Raw genomic sequence first — 16,426 nt, forward strand, 5'->3', positions numbered from 1 at the left:
ACTGACCATGCCCTGGAAACGAGAGTCCCTAATGGATCAGCGAGTTAAATTAATCAGCGACTGGCTTAGCGGTAACTACAGCAAAAGCCAGTTGAGTCGCCGTCATGGCATCAGCCGTCCCACGGTTGATAAATGGCTAAACCGGTATGCAGATCGAGGCTCTGATGGCCTCAAAGAGCTGTCCCGCAAGCCGTACCACTGCCCGCACCAGACGAGTGACGAGATCATCAGCAGACTGCTCGAAAAGAAAAACGAGCACCTGGATCGCGGCCCGAAACAGCTGATCCAGCGCTTGCGAAATGCAGAGCCTGAGATTGTCTGGCCTGCTGCAAGTACCGCGGGGTTATGGCTGAAGAAAGCTGGACTCGTATCGCCTCGTAAGCGCGCTCATCCCCGCCCTCATAGCTCGGCCAAGTTACGCGAGGCCAATGAACCCAACCAAACCTGGTGCGCCGATTTCAAAGGTCAGTTCAGAACCAAGGACGATCGTTGGTGCTACCCCCTGACCATTACAGACCACGCCAGCCGCTATCTACTGCTTTGCAGAGGTCTTCTCGGCACTCACGGCGAGCCCACGCGGCAAGGCTTTGAGTGGGCGTTCAGGGAGTATGGGATACCTGATGTTATACGAACCGACAATGGCTCGCCGTTCGCCTCAACTGGCTTGGCGAGGCTATCGAGCCTGTCGGTATGGTTTATCAGGCTCGGCATTTATCCGGAAACGATCAAGCCTGGGCGCCCGGATCAAAACGGTCGGCACGAACGCATGCACCGCACCTTAAAAGCCGCTGTACTCAAGCCTGCGGCCGATAACCTGCTACGACAACAGTTGCTCTTTGAAGAGTTCGTGCACGACTTCAACTACTACAGGCCCCACACTGCTTTGGACATGAAAGTACCCGCCGAAGTGTACAGCTCATCGGCAAGGATTTACCCGGGCTACGTACCTGCGGTGGAGTACGGAGAAGATGTGGATGTAAGACGAGTACGAAGCAACGGAGAGATCAAATGGAAAGGCTCGCACATATTCTTGGGCGAAGCCCTGATAGGCGAGCAAGTAGCTTTGAAGGAAGTAGCTGATGATGTGTGGGATCTGTACCTTTGCAGCTACCCTTTGGGCAGGCTTGAGCGCGGTGCAAAACGCGTCTCAAGCCTGTAAATGTGTAAACGATGTACCCGGTTAGATGTGTAAAGGATGTACCGGTCTCTACACAGCGAATCCTCCAACACCAAGATACATCTGGTCGTGGATGCGTATGGCAGCGACTTCACGTCATTTGCCCCCCCAAGTTCCCCCGCGGATTGCAAACAGGCTCCCAACGCTCCCGGAGGCATGACGGCAGATCACCGATCTTCCGAAAAAGACAACGTTAGCGATGCCATTTTCGAACAAGCCCCACTCCAAGGAATGCACGTGTAGTTTCCATCACGCAAAAAACCACAAGGCATCTCGCCCCCGTGACAAGCGCCTGTACCGTCATCGCAATCCGGTCGATATCACTTTTTATTTATCAAGCAGTAGCGCGGCGATGCCACACGCCTGCCAAGAATTTGCCATCGCTGCTCGCTCCCGCAGACATGCTAACTGGCACCTTAGATACGCATCTCGGGACGATACGTTTTAGAGGGATGAGTAGATATGGAAGATGACAAACCTGAAGGTGCTACGACAACGCGAATCCCCGCATAAGGCGCTACAAGTAGCAACCAGAATGCTGCGCCTTGCCAAAGAGGCGACGGAAACCCGACTAAGGAATCAAAAACTACTTTCTTGCAGGCGAAAAAAAAGGGCTTAGGTAACACCTAAACCCTTGATTTTACTGATTCTCGGCGGGGAACCAGGGATTCGAACCCTGGGAACGCTATTAACGTTCGCCGGTTTTCAAGACCGGTGCATTCAACCACTCTGCCAATTCCCCGATGTTCCGATAAAACGCTTTGCAAAGGTGCAACAGAAGCTAGCCTTGGATAAGAACCCTGGGAACGCTATTAACGTTCGCCGGTTTTCAAGACCGGTGCATTCAACCACTCTGCCAATTTCCCGTACTTCAAACTCAACAACCGCTAGCGTGCAAGTAAAAAGCACCAGAGATAAGACCCCCGTACCTGATACAATCGGCGGCTTCAGACTTTCGCCTTAAACCATCCAGCCACACTGCCTACCGTTGTTGCGGGCGCCATAATACCTGAATGAAACACGTTGTCAAACTCTCTTGATCGCTTGTTTCAGAGCCTCTGCTATGATCTTTGCTACTTAACATTTCCAACCACAGGAGTATCGCCATGCGCGAACAGGATTACGCCGTTAATAACAGCGTGCAGGCCGAGCAGCTAGAAGTTAGCCGCGTCCTGCGCAACACGTACGGTTTGCTGGCCCTTACCCTCGCTTTCAGCGGTGTGATGGCTTATGTCTCGCAGCAGATGCGGGTCGGTTACCCTAATATTTTTGTTGTACTGATCGGTTTTTACGGTCTGTTTTTCTTGACCAACAAGCTTCGTGATTCGGCATGGGGCCTGGTGTCCGCTTTTGCCCTGACCGGTTTCATGGGTTTCTTGCTGGGCCCGATTCTGAATCGTTACCTGGGCATGCAGGGCGGCGCCGAGGTGGTTAGTTCGGCATTTGCAATGACGGCCCTGGTGTTTGGCGGCCTGTCTGCCTATGTGCTGATCACTCGCAAGGACATGAGCTTCCTGGGCGGTTTTATCACTGCCGGTTTCTTTGTTCTGCTGGGCGCGACACTGGCGAGCTTCTTCTTCCAGATCAGCGGCCTGCAACTGGCGATCAGCGCTGGCTTCGTACTGTTCTCTTCGGTCTGCATTCTGTTCCAGACCAGCGCCATCATTCATGGCGGTGAGCGCAACTACATCATGGCCACCATCAGCCTGTATGTGTCGATCTACAACCTGTTTATCAGCCTGCTGCAAATTTTCGGCATCATGAGCCGCGACGACTGATCGACATCCGCTACGCAAAAGCCCGCTTCGGCGGGCTTTTTGTTGTCTGCTGCAAGCATCTTGAGGCATCTGGCTTTATCATTGCCGCAGATTTGCTGACAGAGCCCACCATGAAATTTGCCATTGCCCTTTATTCTGCGGCCCATGCGCCCTCTTCCCGCCGAGCCCTACGCTTTGCCGAGGCAGCGCTGGCTAGCGGCCATGAAATTGTTCGGTTGTTCTTCTATCAAGATGGCGTGCACAGCGCTTCGAGCAATATTGTGACGCCGCAAGACGAGCAGGATATCGCGCAACAATGGGCGACGTTCGTCAGCCAGCATCAGCTCGATGGTGTGGTCTGCATTGCCGCCGCCTTGCGCCGTGGTGTGCTGAATGAAGACGAAGCCGCACGCTACCAACGGCCCGGGGTCAACCTGAAAGCTCCGTGGGAGTTGTCGGGGCTTGGGCAATTACACGATGCCATTCAAACGGCTGATCGACTGATCTGCTTCGGAGGGCCTTGATATGTCCAAGTCGCTGTTGATTATCAGCCGACAGGCGCCCTGGTCTGGCCCCGGCGCGAAGGAAGCACTGGATATTGTGCTGGCAGGCGGTGCGTTTGATCTGCCGATTGGCCTGCTGTTTTTGGATGACGGTATTTTTCAGCTGCTGGCGAATCAAAATGCCACCGCCATTGAGCAGAAGAACCTCTCGGCCAACCTGCAAGCCCTGACCATGTTCGGCGTAGACGATTTGTATGCCTGCAACCACAGTTTGAGCGAGCGCGGCATCAGTCCCGCAGGGCTTGCGGTAGCTGATGTGCAGTCGCTGTCGACTGAAGAAGTCCGCGCACTTATTGACCGTTACGACCAAGTGATCACTCTCTGATGTCGACTCTACACGTTCTGAGCCACTCACCCTTTTCCGACACCCGTCTGGGTAGCTGCCTGCGCTTGCTGGGTAGCGACGATGCCTTACTGCTTAGCGGTGACGCGGTATATGCCGTACTGCCTCAAGGCAGCGCTCTGACGCCCCTTCAGGAGAAAACCGTGTTTATCCTTGAGGAGGACTTGCTGGCGCGCAACCTTGATTGCCCGCAATGGGCAACATGTGTGGATTACCCGGCCTTCGTCGAACTGTCGATTCGTTATGACAAGGTCAACAGCTGGCTATGAATACGCTCACACTCAATGGTAAAAATATCGAGCTGGACAAAGACGGCTACTTGCTCGATCTCAACGATTGGTCTGCCGAGGTTGCTCAGGCATTGGCCGCGCAAGCAGGGCTTGAGTTAAGCCCTGAGCACTGGGAAATCCTCGAGCTGCTGCGCAGCTTCTATCAGGAGTTTGAGCTGTCGCCTGCCACGCGCCCGCTAATCAAGTACACCGCGCTTAAACTGGGGCCTGACAAAGGCAACAGCCTGCACCTCAACCGACTGTTTAATGGCACCCCAGCCAAACTCGCCGCTAAGCTGGCGGGCCTGCCCAAGCCGACCAATTGCCTATGAACACTCCCGCTGCGCTGACTCTCGAAACTCCAGCCGAACACCCTTTTGCGCAATTTGTGCGCATCCTGGGCAAAGGCAAACGTGGTGCCCGCAATCTGACCCGCGAAGAAGCTCGCGAGGCAATGGGTATGTTGCTCGACGAAAAAGCAGAAGACACGCAATTGGGCGCCTTCCTGATGTTGCTGCGGCACAAGGAAGAAAGCCCCGAGGAAATGGCCGGTTTCACTGAGGCAGTGAGGGAGCGTCTGATGGCGCCCGCGATCAGTGTCGACATTGACTGGCCGACTTACGCAGGTAAAAAACGGCACCTGCCCTGGTATCTGTTGGCCGCCAAGTGCCTGGCGCAAAATGGCGTGCGTATTTTTATGCATGGCGGTGGTGCCCATACCGCGGGCCGACTGTACAGCGAGCAACTTCTCGACGAGCTGGCCATTCCACTGTGCCGCAACTGGCAAAGCGTTAGCGAGGCTCTGGATACAGGCAACCTGGCGTTTATGCCACTGCAGGACTGGGCGCCGCAATTGCAGCGCATGATTGACCTGCGCAACACCCTGGGCCTGCGTTCGCCGATTCACTCACTGGCACGCATTCTTAACCCGTTGAGTGCGCGCTGCGGCCTGCAAAGCATCTTCCACCCTGGGTATCAAAGCGTGCATCGTGAGGCTAGCGGGTTGCTGGGGGACACCAGCATCGTGGTCAAAGGCGATGGCGGCGAAGTTGAAATCAATCCCGACACCCTGAGCCATCTTTACGGCACTACGGCGGGAGTCAGTTGGGACGAAGAGTGGCCGGCATTGTCTGCGCAACGTCACGTAAAACCGGCGTCGCTGGAGCCCGAGCACCTTAAGGCGCTATGGCGTGGCGAAGTTGAAGACAGCTACCCGCAATTGGCCCTGCTCTCGACTATGGCCCTGGCATTACGCGGGCTGGGTACACCGCGGGAGCAAGCCTTTGAGCTGGCACAGCGCTATTGGGATAACCGTGACAAATCGATTTAAGCGCATTGCACCCGCCCACTTACGAGAAACCCCATGCTTATTCCTTACGACCAGCTTGAACCTGACACCCTCACCCGTCTGATCGAAGACTTCGTAAGTCGCGATGGCACTGACAACGGCGATGACACCCCCCAGGAGACCCGTGTGCTGCGGGTTCGGCATGCACTGAGCAAAGGCCAGGCGGTCATTTTCTTTGACCTCGAAAGCCAGCAATGCCAGCTCATGCCCAAGCACGCAGTGCCAAAAGAGTTCTTTGATTAACCCTTGGCAAGGGGACCAATGACCAGGCGCCCTGCCCGCTGGCTTTTTATCCGCTCATAAATCTCTGATCGATGAACACTGACATGCTTGGGGGCCTCGACCCCCAAACGAATGCTGTTGCTGTTCACAGCAATGATGCACACGTAAATGTCTTGCCCGATTGAAATACGCTCACCGGCAGCACAACTCAGTATCTGCATGACTCTTATCCTGAAGGGTGGGTAGCCACAAAGACTGCACGGCATAAAATCACCCTTCAATCCCTACAAGAGAATTCAGCACAGGCCTACTACTGCATCGGTTAACTCCTACAGCGCAGTCGCCGAATCGTGTCTTTTACGGCGTTGAAAAGCGCGGCCCCAGCAAGATAATGGTCGCGCCAATCACACACAGCCCAACCCCTATCCAGTCAGAACTCAACGGTCGTACACGCTCCACGACCGCCAGCCAGGCAATGGACGTCACAATATAAATCCCGCCATAAGCGGCATAGGCGCGCCCGGCATAGGTCGCCTCGATTTTTGTCAACAGCAGGGCAAACAGCACCAGGCTCAACAGCGCGGGCAATGCCCACCATGCGCTCTTGCCTTGGCGCAACCACATCCAAAAGCCATAGCAACCGGCAATTTCAAACAGAGCTGCCAAAAAAAACCAAACGTAATTAAGCATGCGTGATGCCTCCGGATATGCAGCGCGCCACCCTACCTGCGGGCTGGCTGGCGATCAAGACAGAACTGTTTTTGAGCCCAAGGTAGAAAAAGTTGAATTATTCACCTGGCAGTCGAGTCGGATTTTGTAAGCACTGCCCATCCTTGTTCCTAAAGCGGCGCCCCGTAGAACTTCAACGTTGACGGAACACATCAAGAAGGAAATGCCCATGACCACGATTCTTCTGATCATCCTGATTTTGCTGCTAGTTGGCGGGCTCCCTGTGTTCCCGCACTCAAAGAGCTGGGGGTATGGACCCTCGGGCATCATCGGGACCGTGCTGGTTGTACTGTTGATATTGCTTTTACTCGGCAAAATTTGACGCCCGTAACACAATAAAAAAGAGGCCCTAAGGCCTCTTTTTTATTCACATGGCTGATTACTTCGGATCAGCCACACCTGCGGTGTTATCCAGCAGGCTTTTGGTCGCGGTTTGCAGGAAGGATTCGAGCTTCTGTTTAAGCACGGCTTCGTCCGGCGAATCGGTCACCACTTTGGCTTCAGCATTGGCACCCAACTTGTACTGCCAAATCTTGGGCGGCATATCCTTGGGCTGAACCAGCAACTGGTCGTCACTGATGATCGCCACTGTCTGGTCATTGCCAGACGGCTTGATCACACCGCTGCCCTTGTCGCCTTCAGGCAGAGTGAGCAGGTCACGACCCCAGCATTGCTGACGGAACTCGCCACCCAAACGGCCCATGATGGTTGGCACGATGTCGACCTGAGTCCCCACAATGTCAGTACGGGCCCCAAATTTTTCCTGAATGCCAGGACCGATCAGCAGCAATGGCACGTTAAAACGCCCAAGGTCCATCTCGGATATCTGCTGTTCGTTGCCGAAGCCGTGGTCACCGACCACCACAAACAGGGTTTCCTTGAAATATGGCTCTTTGCGCGCTTTTTCGAAGAACTGGCCCAACGCCCAGTCCGAGTAACGCATCGCGGTCAAATGCTCGTTGAGCGAACCACGATCCGTCACCGGCTCAACCGGCAACGGCGTAGGCAAGGCATACGGCGTGTGGTTGGACAGGGTTTGCAGCAACGCATAGAAAGGCTCTTTGCCTTCACGCTTTTTCAGCTCTTCCAGGCCACGATTGAACATGTCCTGATCGGACACGCCCCAAGTAGGATCAGAGAACACCGGGTCAACGAAATCGTTACGACCAACAAAAGTGGTCATCCCCTGGTTGCTGAAGAAACCTGACTGGTTGTCCCAGGCAAAATCGCCGTTGTAGACATACACGTCATCGAACTTGCGTGCGCTAAGCAGCTCTGGCAGGCCAGACAGCTTGTGGCTGCCTTCCGGGGTCTGCATCAGGTATTCAAAGCCCGGCAGGTTCGGGAAGCAGGCCATGGTGGCAAACATGCCCTGGTGGGTATGGGTGCCGTTGGAGAAGAAGCGCTCAAACAGCAAGCCTTCCTTGGACAGGTTGTCGAAGTACGGCGTGATATTGCCCGGACGACCTAGCGCGCCCACCGAGTGACCGGCGAAGCTTTCCATCAGGATCACGACAACGTTCTTGATCGGCAGGGTTTTTTCCGCAGGCGGCGTGGTATCACGACGTACAGCAGCAGTGTCCGGATCGACCAGCTTGTCGTTCGCGGCCAGCAACATATCGCGCACGGTTTGTTGAGCTACCGGCTGTTCCAGCGTGGCCTTCCAGGTATTGGCGCGGTCATCACCGAAGCGGCTTTTGGCTGCTGCAATCAGGGACAGAGAGCCGTTCAGACCCAATTGGTTAGCGAAGTTGGAGTCTGTTGTGTAGGCATCACCCCAGCGCAGCGGAGGACCTTGGCGCAAAGTACCGCGAGCAGCCACCACACACACCAACAGCAGCACCACAAACACCGCAACGCGGCCATACCAAGGCGCTACGGCACGGGATCCGCCTGCAGTAGCCACGGTCGAGCTGGAGCGAGTTACGCGGTCAGCGCCTCGGAAGGCAAAGTACAAAATGACGGTGCCAACAGCCCAGGCCAGCAGGTAACGCACGACCGGGAAGCCATACCAGAGCATGCTCATCACGGTTTTCGGGTCTTCCTTCACGTACTGGAAAACCAGACCGTTAAGGCGTTGATGGAATTCACGATAGAAGTCCATCTCCATCAGGCCCAGAAACAGCGCCAGGCTGCTGGCAGCAGTCAGCCAGAAGCGCAGCACGCCGCGCGCAGCCATTGCCTTGACGCTGAGCAGCGCCAGCAGCAGAGGAATGCTGAAGTAGACAACAATACGAATGTCAAAACGCAAGCCGTTGGCGAACGCTTCAAGGAAAGTAGAGGCCGGGGTATCGAGGATCATTTCCCGGTTATAAACCAGCAATGCCACCCGCAGCAGGGTGAACATCACCATCATGATCAAGGCACAGAGCAGCGTAAACGCCAGATGCGATTTGACAGTCGGTTGCAACATACGCGTGGCCGCGTGTTGTTGTCTTGGGGCGTCCGGGTTTGCCATGTCGTTTTAGGACCCATTGGTTCAAGTTGAAGTGGCTTTATCACCGGTGGCTTGCCACGGGTGCATCGCTCTCTATTACGCAAAATTTGGCCGTCGACTGACTGCTAAATACCAAGCCAGAGCCGTTTAACGAGTCGATCGAGCAGAAAAATGCGCGCGAATTGTCTTAAAGATACCGTGAAAATTTCGTGCAGAGCACATTTTGAAACATAAAAAAGGGCCATCAGGCCCTTTGTTACTATTACAGAAGCTTAATCGTTGCTTGGCGTGTTGGCTGCCAGCTGACAACTGGCCAACTTAAATGCGCACATTGCCCCGCGGCCCGGCGATGGCCCAAATGACCAGCCCCAGTACCGGCAGGAAGAGGATCAACAACACCCAGAGGATTTTCGCCCCGGTCCCGGCACCGCTTTTGAGCACATTGATGATGGCCCAGATATCCAGAGCCAGAATGATCAGACCAATCAGACCATTAAAGGTTGAACCCATGATGACGCTCCTGAGTGAGTACTTGTGCACATAGGATAGTCACCCGTGGCCGGGGTTCAGTTTTTTATTGCACTGGCCCGGCGTCAGACGTGCACTGCCACTTTCAAGGCTTCCAGCGAAGGTGCCGCAGCAATACCGGCTTCTGCGCACAGCTCGAGTACGCGCGGCACGTCATTGCCGTAAACCAGCACCACCTGGATTTCATCATCCAGCGGCTGGCTGAGGTTCAGCAACACATAGCCACCATTTTGCGGGTTCATGCTGCCCATCTGGATCTGAATCCGGTTCAGTGCCGTCAGCGGCTCCGTCTTGGCCAGCTGTTTGGGCTTGATATTGAACGCTACGCCCGGGCCAAACGAGTCGACGATCTGGGCAAACAGATCCATGTAGGTGTCTGCCTGAAACAAGACTGTATCCGGCAGGCTGCCCACAACCACCCACTCACCCAATGGGATGGGGAAGCTGTCGTCGTAGTTGATGTCCGGGTTGGCAGCCAGAAACCCAGCCTGGTCGGCGTACGCTTGAGCCGCCTCATCAGCAATCGCGGCGATTTCATCGTCGCCCATGCACCCAGAGCTGATTTTGCTGATGAGTTCAACGAGAGTGGTTTTCATGGGCGAGGCCTGTCACAAGGAAAATTAAGGGCGCGAAGGATATAACAATTGCGCCCTTCAAGGGCAATCAGCCCAGCAGCTTCTCGAGTTGAGCTACCGCCTCGGTAGCTCCCATGGTCTTGGCCGCATCCAGTGCCGTAATGCCGTTGGCGTCCTTGGCTTTTGGATCGGCACCCTTGCTGACCAGGTAATCAATGATCGGCGTGCGGTTGAACATCGCGGCCATCATCAACGCAGTCCGGCCATCAAACGAAGCGCCTTCTACTTGCGCGCCGCCCTCGACCAAAGTTTTGACCATCTCCAGATCGCCCTTGAAAGCTGCACCGGCAATCGGACTTTGGCCGTTGTCGTTGCGGATTTCAGGATCGGCATTGTGCTCCAGCAAAACCTTAACGGCCTCTACGTGCCCGTGATAGCTGGCCAGCATCAACAGGGTATCGCCCTTGTGATTGCGCAAATTGGCGGGTAAGCCCTTGCTCAGCAAGGCTGCCAGCATCGCGGCATCGCCGTCGCGCGCCTTATTGAACACCTGCTCGGCAAAGTCGGCGGCCTCTTCTGGGGTCATCTGCCGGTTTTGGTCTGCTGGCTTGTCGTCTGACATGTAAGGCTCCACGTTCGTTACAAAAAAACCTAGTTTCCTGAGACGGAGCAAATGTGTCATCCCTTTTTTACTCAAGATGCTCATAGAGACAATTAATCAACGGTCAAAGATTGATAAGCACATGGCAAAATGCAGGATGCACGATGCCCATTCATGCAGAATGCACGACACATCGATTTACGCAAAAATATAAGTAATTGATTTTAAACGATTTTTTAAAAAATCAATGATGGCACAATCACTGCACCTTCTACTCCATACAAGCCCTTCAAGAGCTATGGAGCTGAACACATGAGCATGATCCAGGAAAAATTCGCATCGTTGTTCTCCAACCACACCGTGACCGTCAAGCCACGCCCAGATGGCGGCGTGTTGCTGACCCTGTGTGACAGTGATGGCAAGCAGACCCAGCGCACACTTTCTTACGCGCAACTGCACACCGCAGAGCAATTGACTTGGGCCATCAGCGCTATTCGCCGCGACCTGGCGGGCTCAGCCAGTGAGCTGCCGACCATTTCGCTGCTGCAAAGCCAGCATCGCTTCGCCCTGCCGACTTATCACAGCCGCTAAACCGTGAATGCCACATACAAAAAAGCCAGCATTCGCTGGCTTTTTTACTGTGTGCAGCAGTCGCACCCCTGGAATGATCCAGGCAAACCGGATCACTCCCTGCAACAACATGAGCAGCGTGATTAATCTTCGAGGCGCGGGAAACGATTGGCGATGTCTTCGCCAGTAAAGTCCGCGACCCAGCCTTCAGGGTTTTTGAACAGCCGGATGGCAACAAAATGCGGATGCTCGCCCATATCGAACCAGTGCCGCGTGCCTGCTGGCACTGAGATCAGGTCGTTCTTTTCGCACAAAACTGCATAAATATAATCTTCAATGTGCAGCGTAAACAGCCCACGTCCGGCGACGAAAAAACGCACCTCATCTTCGGCATGACGATGCTCATCGAGGAATTTGGCGCGCAGTTCGGCTTTTTGCGGGTGATCGCTATTAAGGCTGATCACGTCAACGGCGACATAGCCACCCTCGCTCATCAGCCGGTCAATCTGGGGGCGATAGGCGTTGATCACTTGTTCCTGACTGGCACCCGGCTGAATTGGCGCGCCCGCCTGCCAACGGTCAAAGCGCACACCCTGCTCGGCCAGCGTGGAGGCGATGTCTTCAAGGTGGGTCAGCACCTTGTTCGGTAGCTCGGGGCTCGATACGTGATAAACGGACAGGCTGCTCATGGGGCGTGGTTCCTCGGCTTCGGCGCGCACTCGGCTTTTACAGACCGCTCAGGCATACCGGTCAAATCAAGTGATGGGCTTCTTCACAACGAAGTCAGCGTTAACGATTGAGTACTGCGCGGGTTTTCAGTTCGCCTTCAAACAGGAGTTCGAAGGCTTCAATGATATCCAGGCTCAGGTGTTCACGGATAAGGCTCCTGGCCTGTCCTCTTGCAGTCGAGTGCCAATGATAACGGCTGCGGCCAACGCTGCGAGGCTTGCCATACTAAAGGTGATAGCGGGGCCCAGCGTGTTCCAGCTGTAGCCGGAGTACAGCGCCCCCACAGCTCCGCCGATACCGGCCAACGTGGCATACAGGGCCTGGCCCTGCCCTTGTTGGCCGGGGCCGAAACTGCGCTGCACAAAGGTCATGGCCGATGCATGAAAACTGCCGAAGGTTGCGGCGTGCAGCAGCTGCGCCAGCAACAGCACCCACAAGTGCTCGGCAAAAGAGCCCAACAGCAGCCAGCGCAAGGCGGCCAGCATAAAGCTGAACATCAACACCCGCCGCACCGAGAACTTCAGCAGGATGCGGCGCATGGCCAAAAACATCAGCACTTCGGCAACCACCCCCAAGGCCCAGAGCAAGCCAATCACGCCACGGCTGTAACCCAGGTCTTCAAGGTGCAAGGTCAGAAAGGTGTAATACGGTCCGTGGCTCATTTGCATCAACGCGACACAGACATAAAACGCCAGCACGCCCGGACTGCACAGCTGCTTTAAAAAACCACCCACGATGAGCTTTCGTCCCTGACTGGAAGGCTGCGCGTTCGGCACCCAGAGGCTGCACAACACAATCCCGGCCATGATTACGATCAACGCTACCGGGTAGATATCCAGGCTCAGCCACTCGAACAGGCGCCCCAAAATCACCACGGTAAGAATGAAGCCGATCGAGCCCCACAGGCGAATCTGACTGTAGCGTTCAGGCTGCTCACGCAAGTGGGCGAAGGTGATGACTTCAAATTGCGGCAACACGGCGTGCCAGAAGAACGCGTGCAACGCCATCACCAGCGCCAGCCAGACGTAACTCTGGCTAACAAAAATCAGCGCAAAACTGAGCAAGGTACACAGCGCACCCAAACGCACGATCAACAGACGCTGGCCGGTGTAGTCGCCCAGCCAGCCCCACAGGTTGGGGGCCACGCAACGCATCAGCATCGGGATGGCAACCAGCTCGCCTATGCGTGCGCTGGAGAAGCCAAGGTGATGGAAGTACAGCGCCAGAAACGGCGCTGTCGCGCCGAGCAAAGCGAAATAGAAAAGATAGAACCCTGACAGGCGCCAGTAAGGAAGTGTCGCCACGGCCGTCAGACCGTAGCGCTCAACAGCCCTTGCATTACAACTGGCCCAGCACTGGTGTGCTCACTCGCACATCAGCGTTCTGGCCACGATGACGCAGCAGATGGTCCATCAACACGATGGCCATCATCGCTTCGGCAATCGGCGTGGCACGAATGCCAACGCACGGGTCATGGCGGCCCTTGGTGATCACATCCACCGGATTGCCATGAACATCGATCGAACGACCCGGCGTGGTGATGCTCGACGTTGGCTTGAGGGCCAAATGCGCAACGATCGGCTGACCAGACGAAATGCCGCCCAAAATGCCGCCTGCGTTGTTGCTAAGGAAGCCTTCAGGAGTCATCTCGTCGCGGTGCTCGGTGCCGCGCTGGGCAACGCTGGCAAAACCGGCGCCAATTTCAATGCCTTTGACCGCGTTGATGCTCATCAGCGCATGGGCCAGCTCGGCATCCAGACGATCGAAAATCGGCTCGCCCAAACCTGGAATCACGCCTTCGGCGACTACGGTGATCTTGGCACCGACCGAGTCCTGGTCACGGCGCAGTTGATCCATGTAGGCCTCAAGCTCGGGCACTTTGTCCGGATCGGGGCTGAAAAAGGCGTTTTCTTCGACTGAATCCCAGGTCTTGAACGGAATTTCAATCGGGCCCAACTGGCTCATGTAGCCACGAATCACGATGCCCTGGGTTGCCAGATACTTCTTGGCAATTGCACCTGCGGCTACCCGCATGGCCGTTTCGCGGGCCGAGCTGCGACCGCCACCACGGTAATCGCGCTCACCGTATTTGTGGTGGTAGGTGTAATCGGCGTGGGATGGGCGGAACAGGTCCTTGATCGCAGAATAGTCCTTGGACTTCTGATCGGTGTTGCGGATCAGCAGGCCGATGGCGCAACCGGTGGTGCGACCTTCAAAAACCCCGGAAAGGATTTCGACTTCGTCGGGTTCCTGACGCTGAGTCGTGTGACGACTGGTGCCGGGTTTGCGTCGATCCAGATCACGCTGCAAGTCTTCAAGAGACAGCTCAAGCCCGGGCGGGCAGCCATCAACAATGGCGACCAACGCCGGACCATGGCTTTCGCCAGCGGTGGTGACAGTGAACAGCTTGCCGTAGGTATTGCCGGACATGCAGGGCGCTCCGCGAAAATCAGCCGATTGAATTCAGCCCGGAATCTGTTTTTTTGTTGCAGCCACAACAAAGCATGAACAGATCCCAGATAACTAAGTGCGCCAGTATACGCAGGCTACCTCTGTAGTTCATCCTCGAACCTTACTCATCCGGGTTTGTCCAACCGGCACATTAGACAATGATGGCGCTATGATGCTTCGAATACTCTTTTTAGCACTGACCCTGTTCGGCACCCAGGCCCTGGCGGCCCCTCCTTCTAATGTCTTGCTGCGACCCATTGAGCTGGATACCGGCTCTGGCACGCTGTATGGCTCGTTGGTGCTACCCAAGAGCGACAAACCCGTGCCTGTAGTGCTGATCATTGCCGGCTCCGGCCCTACTGACCGCGATGGCAACAACCCTATTGGCGGGCGTAACGACAGCCTGAAAAAACTGGCATGGCGCCTGGCACAGAGCAATATCGCCAGTGTGCGCTTCGACAAGCGCGGCATTGCCCAAAGCCAGCCTGCCGGGCCCGACGAGCGTCAGTTGAACTTCGATCAATATGTCTCCGACGCCGTCGCTTGGGGCAACAAGCTCAAGAGCGACCCGCGCTTTGGCAAGGTGTTTGTGCTCGGGCACAGTGAAGGCGCACTGATCGCCAGCCTGGCAGCACCTAAAATTGGCGCCGCCGGGGTGGTCTCCATTGCGGGCACGGGACGTCCGGTCGGCGTGTTGTTGCGCGAACAACTGCAACGCAATCACCTGCCACCTGCCCTGCTCAAGCGCAGCTTTGAGCTGATCAGCACTCTGGAGGCCGGCCAAACCGACGACAACGTACCCACTGACCTGCAACTGGTGTTTCGCCCCTCCGTGCAGCCGTACATGGTTAGCCTGCTGCGCTACAACCCGGCTACCGCCTTTGCTGCATTAAAAATGCCAGCACTGATCATTCAGGGCACTCACGACATTCAGGTTGAGGTCAAGGATGCGCGCCTGCTCAAGGCAGCCAAGCCCGATGCCGTGCTGACCCTGATCAATGGCATGAACCACGTGATGCGCATCGTGCCCATGGACATGAAACGCCAGGTGCAGTCGTACAACGATCCCAATCAGCGGCTGGCTGGTGAGTTGGGTGACCGAACTGTGCGCTTTATCACGAAAGTGAACGCGGGCCAGCCCTACAGTACTGCGCATAACGGCCGATAAACCTGTGTCGGCCGCCTTTGCTTAGCTGACATTTCGGGCTAGCACAGGATTGAGCCGCTATGAGCGACACCCCATCACAACCCGCCGGGCCTGAGACAGCGGCAACGCCCGAAGCACCGCCGCTGCCTTGGGCTGACGTGCAACCTGAGCATTTCAGGATGCTGCGTCTCGCCCCCTTGCAGACCGACCGCAGCACGGGAGCGCGGCCCTTGCGCTTCGTGCAGTTCGGCTCTGCCGAGCGCCACAGCAAGGAGCTCAGCCTGCTGCGCCTGACTCTCTCGCTGCCTGGCCAGCGGGTACGCAGTGAACAAAACCATCTTGACGTGTGGGTCGACCACACCACCCGCCGCGTGCGTATCAGCCCTGAACGCGGTTTGCAGGTAGAACCGCTGAACCGCGGAATTGGCCGTTTTCTGCTGGCCCAGGCCGTGCTGTGGGCGCAGAAGAGATGGTCGCAGTACCGCATTGCCGGAACCGACCTGCCCAGCAGGGACGCGTTGAACGAAGACAGCCGCCTGCGTCGCGATCATTTCTTGCGTGTGCATGGGTTTGATGTGGTGTATGCCGACGCCCAGTATCTGAAAGCACGGATCGAAGACGTGCTGGTAGGCGAACTGCTGGATAGCTGGAACGTCGAAAAGCTGCAGATTCTGGACATTCTGGAGGCTGCGCACATGCTCCAGCAGGCCGAACAGAACCTGCTGGAACAAGATGTAAAACTGCGCGAAAAAGATGAAAAACTCAGCCGATACCAGCGCGAAGAGACTGGCCTGAGATTTACCATCACCTGCCTGGTGGCCTTTACGGTCTTCCAGGCAGGCTTGTTGATCTGGATTGCGACCCACCGCTGATACTGCAGCCATGTAGCCGCTGACGAGTAGAACGAGGCTGCGTCCGGCTGCGCAGCAGTCGCAAACCCTGAGTACCGGATTCAACTGGCGCACCATAACGCCTGATTT

21 protein-coding genes and 1 tRNA gene are annotated in these 16,426 nt (G+C 56.0%); 12 read left to right on the forward strand and 10 right to left on the reverse strand.

Annotation, left to right across the window (positions count from 1 at the left end):
• The first annotated feature begins 7 nt into the window (after positions 1-7).
• Entirely contained in the window at positions 8-1,159 is a 1,152-nt protein-coding gene (locus V6L79_RS18895) for an integrase core domain-containing protein (protein ID WP_178114888.1), read from the forward strand.
• Between the two features lie 672 nt (positions 1,160-1,831).
• On the opposite strand, the gene V6L79_RS18900 is transcribed toward V6L79_RS18895, so the two are convergent.
• Positions 1,832-1,919 (reverse strand) — tRNA-Ser (locus tag V6L79_RS18900).
• A 364-nt stretch (positions 1,920-2,283) separates the two neighbouring features.
• Here V6L79_RS18900 and V6L79_RS18905 point away from each other — a divergent pair.
• The 7 genes from V6L79_RS18905 to V6L79_RS18935 all read left to right on the forward strand — a co-directional run bounded on the left by V6L79_RS18905 (position 2,284) and on the right by V6L79_RS18935 (position 5,700).
• On the forward strand, positions 2,284-2,955 hold the full coding sequence (locus V6L79_RS18905) for a Bax inhibitor-1/YccA family protein (RefSeq protein ID WP_338579340.1): 672 nt from the start codon (positions 2,284-2,286) through the stop codon (positions 2,953-2,955).
• A gap of 110 nt (positions 2,956-3,065) precedes the next feature.
• Positions 3,066-3,458, forward strand: coding sequence for a sulfurtransferase complex subunit TusD (gene tusD, locus V6L79_RS18910; RefSeq protein ID WP_261738840.1), 393 nt, complete (start codon positions 3,066-3,068; stop codon positions 3,456-3,458).
• 1 nt (position 3,459) lies between these two features.
• Positions 3,460-3,822: a sulfurtransferase complex subunit TusC gene (gene tusC, locus V6L79_RS18915; protein ID WP_338579341.1), complete on the forward strand. Its 363-nt coding sequence runs from the start codon at positions 3,460-3,462 to the stop codon at positions 3,820-3,822.
• Positions 3,822-4,109 carry a sulfurtransferase complex subunit TusB gene (gene tusB / locus V6L79_RS18920; RefSeq protein WP_261738842.1) on the forward strand — a complete coding sequence of 96 codons (288 nt, stop codon included), beginning with the start codon at positions 3,822-3,824 and terminating at the stop codon, positions 4,107-4,109. The genes tusC and tusB overlap by 1 nt, the downstream gene beginning before the upstream one ends.
• The gene (locus V6L79_RS18925; RefSeq protein ID WP_261738843.1) at positions 4,106-4,441 is read left to right on the forward strand and encodes a TusE/DsrC/DsvC family sulfur relay protein; all 336 of its coding nucleotides are present in this window, start codon (positions 4,106-4,108) and stop codon (positions 4,439-4,441) included. The genes tusB and V6L79_RS18925 overlap by 4 nt, the downstream gene beginning before the upstream one ends.
• Entirely contained in the window at positions 4,438-5,439 is a 1,002-nt protein-coding gene (locus V6L79_RS18930) for a glycosyl transferase family protein (protein WP_261738844.1), read from the forward strand. The genes V6L79_RS18925 and V6L79_RS18930 overlap by 4 nt, the downstream gene beginning before the upstream one ends.
• Positions 5,440-5,472: 33 nt before the next feature.
• Entirely contained in the window at positions 5,473-5,700 is a 228-nt protein-coding gene (locus V6L79_RS18935) for a YheU family protein (RefSeq protein WP_016781468.1), read from the forward strand.
• Here the strand turns inward: V6L79_RS18935 and csrA are convergent.
• Together csrA and V6L79_RS18945 are read right to left on the reverse strand one after the other, a co-directional pair.
• Positions 5,697-5,900, reverse strand: a complete 204-nt coding sequence (gene csrA / locus V6L79_RS18940; RefSeq protein ID WP_321833844.1) for a carbon storage regulator CsrA — start codon at positions 5,898-5,900, stop codon at positions 5,697-5,699. The two genes, V6L79_RS18935 and csrA, sit on opposite strands and share 4 nt — an antisense overlap.
• Positions 5,901-6,036: 136 nt before the next feature.
• On the reverse strand, positions 6,037-6,369 hold the full coding sequence (locus tag V6L79_RS18945) for a YnfA family protein (protein ID WP_261738846.1): 333 nt from the start codon (positions 6,367-6,369) through the stop codon (positions 6,037-6,039).
• A 202-nt stretch (positions 6,370-6,571) separates the two neighbouring features.
• Between V6L79_RS18945 and V6L79_RS18950 the strand changes: the two genes are divergently transcribed.
• Positions 6,572-6,730: a DUF3309 domain-containing protein gene (locus V6L79_RS18950; protein ID WP_261738847.1), complete on the forward strand. Its 159-nt coding sequence runs from the start codon at positions 6,572-6,574 to the stop codon at positions 6,728-6,730.
• Between the two features lie 57 nt (positions 6,731-6,787).
• On the opposite strand, the gene V6L79_RS18955 is transcribed toward V6L79_RS18950, so the two are convergent.
• From V6L79_RS18955 to V6L79_RS18970, 4 genes are all read right to left on the reverse strand, one after another.
• Positions 6,788-8,866: an LTA synthase family protein gene (locus tag V6L79_RS18955; RefSeq protein WP_338579342.1), complete on the reverse strand. Its 2,079-nt coding sequence runs from the start codon at positions 8,864-8,866 to the stop codon at positions 6,788-6,790.
• A gap of 297 nt (positions 8,867-9,163) precedes the next feature.
• The gene (locus V6L79_RS18960; RefSeq protein ID WP_261738849.1) at positions 9,164-9,355 is read right to left on the reverse strand and encodes a PLD nuclease N-terminal domain-containing protein; all 192 of its coding nucleotides are present in this window, start codon (positions 9,353-9,355) and stop codon (positions 9,164-9,166) included.
• Positions 9,356-9,438: 83 nt separating this feature from the next.
• Complete coding sequence (locus tag V6L79_RS18965) at positions 9,439-9,969, reverse strand: hypothetical protein (RefSeq protein ID WP_261738850.1); 531 nt, start codon at positions 9,967-9,969, stop codon at positions 9,439-9,441.
• Positions 9,970-10,036: 67 nt separating this feature from the next.
• Complete coding sequence (locus V6L79_RS18970) at positions 10,037-10,570, reverse strand: ankyrin repeat domain-containing protein (protein WP_261738851.1); 534 nt, start codon at positions 10,568-10,570, stop codon at positions 10,037-10,039.
• Between the two features lie 291 nt (positions 10,571-10,861).
• Here V6L79_RS18970 and V6L79_RS18975 point away from each other — a divergent pair, with 291 nt between their 5' ends.
• The gene (locus V6L79_RS18975; protein ID WP_261738852.1) at positions 10,862-11,140 is read left to right on the forward strand and encodes a DUF3509 domain-containing protein; all 279 of its coding nucleotides are present in this window, start codon (positions 10,862-10,864) and stop codon (positions 11,138-11,140) included.
• A 122-nt stretch (positions 11,141-11,262) separates the two neighbouring features.
• On the opposite strand, the gene V6L79_RS18980 is transcribed toward V6L79_RS18975, so the two are convergent.
• From V6L79_RS18980 to aroC, 3 genes are all read right to left on the reverse strand, one after another.
• Positions 11,263-11,808, reverse strand: a complete 546-nt coding sequence (locus tag V6L79_RS18980; protein WP_321833848.1) for an acireductone dioxygenase — start codon at positions 11,806-11,808, stop codon at positions 11,263-11,265.
• Positions 11,809-11,982: 174 nt separating this feature from the next.
• The gene (locus tag V6L79_RS18985; protein WP_338579343.1) at positions 11,983-13,152 is read right to left on the reverse strand and encodes an MFS transporter; all 1,170 of its coding nucleotides are present in this window, start codon (positions 13,150-13,152) and stop codon (positions 11,983-11,985) included.
• A gap of 34 nt (positions 13,153-13,186) precedes the next feature.
• Positions 13,187-14,278, reverse strand: coding sequence for a chorismate synthase (aroC, locus tag V6L79_RS18990; RefSeq protein WP_261738855.1), 1,092 nt, complete (start codon positions 14,276-14,278; stop codon positions 13,187-13,189).
• A gap of 190 nt (positions 14,279-14,468) precedes the next feature.
• Between aroC and V6L79_RS18995 the strand changes: the two genes are divergently transcribed.
• Both V6L79_RS18995 and V6L79_RS19000 read left to right on the forward strand, forming a co-directional pair.
• Positions 14,469-15,467, forward strand: coding sequence for an alpha/beta hydrolase (locus V6L79_RS18995; RefSeq protein WP_261738856.1), 999 nt, complete (start codon positions 14,469-14,471; stop codon positions 15,465-15,467).
• A gap of 59 nt (positions 15,468-15,526) precedes the next feature.
• Positions 15,527-16,318: a hypothetical protein gene (locus V6L79_RS19000; protein WP_338579344.1), complete on the forward strand. Its 792-nt coding sequence runs from the start codon at positions 15,527-15,529 to the stop codon at positions 16,316-16,318.
• Positions 16,319-16,426 lie beyond the last annotated feature (108 nt).

Origin of the sequence: Pseudomonas sp. ML2-2023-6, from assembly GCF_037055265.1 — a bacterium.
GTDB lineage: Bacteria > Pseudomonadota > Gammaproteobacteria > Pseudomonadales > Pseudomonadaceae > Aquipseudomonas > Aquipseudomonas kulmbachensis.